Source organism: Thalassolituus sp. UBA6592, assembly GCF_002433655.1.
GTDB lineage: Bacteria > Pseudomonadota > Gammaproteobacteria > Pseudomonadales > Oceanobacteraceae > Venatoribacter.
Window position 1 is genome coordinate 1 of the sequence record NZ_DJIO01000085.1, and the last position, 3,510, is coordinate 3,510.

General features: G+C 50.7%; 6 protein-coding genes. 1 reads left to right on the forward strand and 5 read right to left on the reverse strand.

Annotated elements, in window-relative coordinates; genetic code table 11:
• Nucleotides 1-218 precede the first annotated feature (218 nt).
• From B2Z72_RS08575 to B2Z72_RS08595, 5 genes are all read right to left on the reverse strand, one after another.
• Complete coding sequence (locus tag B2Z72_RS08575) at nt 219-509, reverse strand: hypothetical protein (protein WP_296983632.1); 291 nt, start codon at nt 507-509, stop codon at nt 219-221.
• A gap of 31 nt (nt 510-540) precedes the next feature.
• Entirely contained in the window at nt 541-1,224 is a 684-nt protein-coding gene (locus B2Z72_RS08580; protein WP_296983633.1) for a haloacid dehalogenase type II, read from the reverse strand.
• Nucleotides 1,225-1,304: 80 nt separating this feature from the next.
• Complete coding sequence (locus tag B2Z72_RS08585; protein ID WP_296983634.1) at nt 1,305-1,952, reverse strand: hypothetical protein; 648 nt, start codon at nt 1,950-1,952, stop codon at nt 1,305-1,307.
• A gap of 12 nt (nt 1,953-1,964) precedes the next feature.
• Nucleotides 1,965-2,471 (reverse strand): hypothetical protein, encoded by a 507-nt coding sequence (locus B2Z72_RS08590; RefSeq protein WP_296983636.1) that lies wholly within the window; start codon nt 2,469-2,471, stop codon nt 1,965-1,967.
• 20 nt (nt 2,472-2,491) lie between these two features.
• Nucleotides 2,492-2,674 (reverse strand): hypothetical protein, encoded by a 183-nt coding sequence (locus tag B2Z72_RS08595; RefSeq protein ID WP_296983638.1) that lies wholly within the window; start codon nt 2,672-2,674, stop codon nt 2,492-2,494.
• Between the two features lie 233 nt (nt 2,675-2,907).
• Between B2Z72_RS08595 and B2Z72_RS08600 the strand changes: the two genes are divergently transcribed.
• The gene (locus tag B2Z72_RS08600; RefSeq protein WP_296983640.1) at nt 2,908-3,255 is read left to right on the forward strand and encodes a RidA family protein; all 348 of its coding nucleotides are present in this window, start codon (nt 2,908-2,910) and stop codon (nt 3,253-3,255) included.
• The last annotated feature ends 255 nt before the right edge of the window (nt 3,256-3,510 follow it).

Sequence of the window (3,510 nt, forward strand, 5' to 3'; positions counted from 1 at the left end):
GAAAGCGAAAAGCTGGGGGGCGCCCTGCCGGCCTGGGGGCGGTCCGACGCTCGGTAAGTTCCCCCAGGAGGCATAAGGCTTTGCGGCATTAAAAGCCGTTTATAAAAAGATCCATTTTAAAGTGTGGGACTACAGTGCGGCGAGTCCGGACTTTTTTATAAATAGATTCTTACCCAAGACCCCGTCTGATTTTTACCCTGATCACGTCCGGCTGACTGCTAATCGCCACCGCCGCCGCAACCACCATCGCCACCGCAACTACCATCGCCGTCACTGCTGCAGCCACTGCCACCGGCGCCATCGCCAGAGCCACCGAAATAACCGCCACCATTATGATGACGTTTTGCTCCACCACTGGCTTCAACCGCGGAAAGCAGCTTAACCGCCAGTAAGGCAGAAAATATTCCGAACACAGCCGGTGCTACGGCAAATTCAAATAATGATGAAGAGCTCAGATTTATATAATTCCACGCCAGCACTAAACCAGGGATATAGATTATCCAACGCATCAATATCTCCTCCCTGTCGTTATGAAAGACGTCAGGCGTCCGTGGCGATTATTCTGTCAGCCACATCGACCATACCTGTGCCAGTTATATCAGTTTCCCGGAACAGGGGGTTATACAGTGTCTGAAAGCGGTTTACATAAGCCGCCTTAAGGCCGGCGCTGACAGCGCCGTGGGTATCCCAGTCATGGGCGGCAATCAGCCTGAGATGCGCTGGTTCAGATTGCAGCTGAGTGGCAGCGAAATGATAGGCTTTGTGATCAGGTTTGAAGGTTCCGGCCTGTTCCACAGAGATGAGTTCATCGAAGTAATCACTGAGCCCTGCATTGGTGATCTGTTTACTGATCAGCTCTCTGGACGAGTTAGAGAATGCGATACATCGAAAGCCCGCCGCTTGCAGCCTGGTCAGCGCAGGTTTGATATCGTCGTGGGGAAGCAGACTGGCGAACGCGCCGAGCAGATCGCTGACCTGCCCTGCTGAGAGTGATACACCGCGCTTCGCCGCCAGCGCTTCAAGCACGACTTTGGCCAGCGTGGCGAAGTCCGTCCTGAGCGCGGTAACCACAGAGACAGTGGAAGCATGCAGCAACATAGCAAACCAGGTGTCCGTCAGCCCTTCGTCAGCGAAAACCGCCTGAAACTTTGGCCTCAGGCTGCGCAGATCCAGTACGGTTTCGTTGATATCAAACAGCAGGATGGTTTCTTTTTTTGCAGGCATTTGCTGGCTCCTGTGTTCTCAAAATGTATAGCACATCAGGCTATCAGTCTCAGTTCTGAACAACAGGCACCCAGGCCCGGTCATTGACTGAAATACCCATCTACCTGTTCAGCAAGGTACCTGAGCGGCTGTGCATTGCCAAAGTGTTCTGAGTCAGTCCCCGAAAATTCGATAAACCCGAGTTTGGTTTCGACATCATACTCCCCAATGGCTTCATCCAGTAACAGATAGCCGATATGAGCATATAGAGCCGCCTCCGCTTCAGAATAGCCATTGAGAAACATAAGGATGCCCAATTTGCCGTCATCAGCATATAGCTGGTAGCGTACTTCATCAGCTTTCACCAGCACGCCATTAATCTCAATATTATTGATCGGATTTCGCCTTGGACGGAATTTAACAATTATCCAGCGCTCAAGATCCGGGGCTGCTGCTGCAAGCTTATCAACCGCAGGAAAAGCACTCACAACGCCGTCGGCACTGATGACAAACGCTCTTCTTCCTTCTGCCCTGACAGGACCAAACTCAAAGGTCAGATCGGTATTAACTTTATCGAGCTCATGGGAAAGTTGGTCAAATATTTCTTCCCTGTTACTTTCAAAATGAAAAATCATCGACTCGTTTTTAACAAACCAGCGCCAGAAATTTTCTTCCGGTGCGGCAGAGGTGCCTGATGATAAAAGAGACAGAATTCCCATAAAAGCCAACCTTATCCATGAAGCTTTCATCTTTTAACCGCTTCAGCCAGCCAAGCTGTACACCAGAAAAGCGGCAACGATCAATACGATAATCCCTATGGTCAGACCGGACCCGGATTTTGCCCGCGAGCCACTGTCAGCATCAAAACCCCGGGCAGCTGAACCATCCACAGTTCGTGCTGTAGCGGAAGAAGGGAAATTGCCGCTATTCTCGTCATACCAGCTATCAATCATTTCTTTGGCTTCTTTCAGTCCGATTCGCCGCTGGCTTCTGAAGACTTTGATGGCCTTGAGTTTGTTGCCTCTCTTCAGCTCGTCAATAACCTCTGGCGGCAATTCAGTCATGGCAGGATCTGCGTAACGTCGCGGCGCGGCATACAAAGCTTCTTCCGCCTCGTTGTGATTGCCTGCGTTGTACAGTTCGATAATTTCTTTTGCTTCTTTCAAACCGATTTTTTTACTTTCACGCAGCAGTTTAATGGCGGTAACCGTGTTGCCACTTTTGATTTCTTCAATGACTGCGGGATCTAATTCCATTTGTGCGTTCACACGCTCTCCTTAAAATATAATTATTGCCATTCACTGACTGCAGGGTCCGGCCTCGTCAGAGACCCCAGATCCTTAAATTCCAGATCCTTAAATTCCAGATCCTTAAATTCCAGACCCTCAAATTCCAGACCCTCAAATTCCAGACCCTCAAATTCCAGACCCTCAAATTCCGGACCCAGAGCTTGCAGATATTCAAGCAGCATGCGGACCTGCTGCGCCAGTTTACGGCTTTCTCATAAAATAACTGCCAACCCTGCCACCAGAACACAGATACGGCTCGTCAGGACGGCTTTTGAGGCTTATCAGCGCTGCCTGAGCAGCAGAAATATACTCTACATCACTGACAGCCCTGTCAACGAGGAATCGCCTGCCAGATAGCAGCATGACTGGTAGAATAAAGCCGTTATCCCTTTTCATTATTTATGGCAGAGATCCTATGCCTATCCAGCGCATTGACCCAGAAACCCGCTATTCCGAAGCCGTGATCGTCAACGGCCTGATGTTCTGTTCCGGTATGGTGCCGGAGGTGGACTCCGACGACGCCAGAGAGCAGACCCGCGATGTTCTGGCCCAGATCGATCGCCTGCTGGAGCGCGTTGGCAGCGACAAAACCAAACTGGTGGATGCCACTATTTTTCTCGCCAGCCTGGATGACTACGCGGCTATGAACGAAGTGTGGGATGCCTGGCTGACGGCTGGCTGTGCACCGGCACGGGCCACGGTAGAAGCAAAACTGGCCAGCCCGGACTGGAAAGTAGAAGTTAAGATCGTCGCTGCGGTTTAAGCGCTGATTGGTATAAGCAGAGCGTGGCTCAGACTGCTGCGGATAACTGCTGAGAATAGTTGCCGTTATGGATATTGGTGGGCGGAGCCCACCCTACAAAAACCGGGTTATTTAATTTACATGCGGTTTAAATATGGAAAGATCCGTAGATACCATCTCTCCCAACCGTCCACAACACCTCAAATCGGTACCTGTGAGCGGTATTCGCTCTGGTGTTTTACAACACCAAAACAAATCTGCACCAGCTTGCGCATC